This window comes from Oleiphilus sp. HI0125 (genome assembly GCF_001635355.1).
In genome coordinates, this window is sequence record NZ_LWGF01001497.1 from 1 (window position 1) to 576 (window position 576).

Genomic DNA, 576 nt, shown 5'->3' on the forward strand with positions numbered 1-576 from the left:
AGCAAGTATCAGTAACGGTGAGTACCTTCCCACTCAAATGAAGGCTACGGTGATGACTCACGCCTTCATAGTCGGTATAACCTGCTTCAAAGCACATAGCATCGGTAGCCTCTTCTACACAAACACCTTGAGGCTTGAGCCACTCCCCGTATAAAAAACGACTTAGCTTAGGCATTGCTGCACGCTGGTCAAACTCAATGGTGTTATGTCCTGCGGGGCCATTAAAGTAATTCAATTCGGCTGCCTGAGCATTGTAAGAGTATGAGCCAGCATCACGAAGAACATTGTCCAAGCCTCGCCAGACATCGATATGCAAGGCATCACATTGACTGGGGCGAAACCGAAAACGCGGATAACGGAAGAAAACACTTAAACCCTCAAGCTTCATCTTTACAAAACCGCCATCAGTAAAATGAGTAAGTTCTGATAAATCGCTTTTTTCGGCTTCTGTATTAGTCACGCATGAGCCGATCTCGCTGACACCAAAGCCAAGCCACCTTAAATGCTCCAATGCAGATCGGTTCTGATATGGCACTCTCAAATAAAATAAAAACGATGCCAAATTCACTGCCGGCC

The 576-nt window shown here is 46.0% G+C and carries 1 protein-coding gene; it reads right to left on the reverse strand.

Translation table 11 applies throughout. From position 1 onward, the window contains the following. On the reverse strand, positions 1 to 460 hold a 460-nt coding region (locus tag A3762_RS25155), incomplete at its 3' end, for a heparinase II/III family protein (protein ID WP_197469575.1). Between the last annotated feature and the right edge of the window lie 116 nt (positions 461 to 576).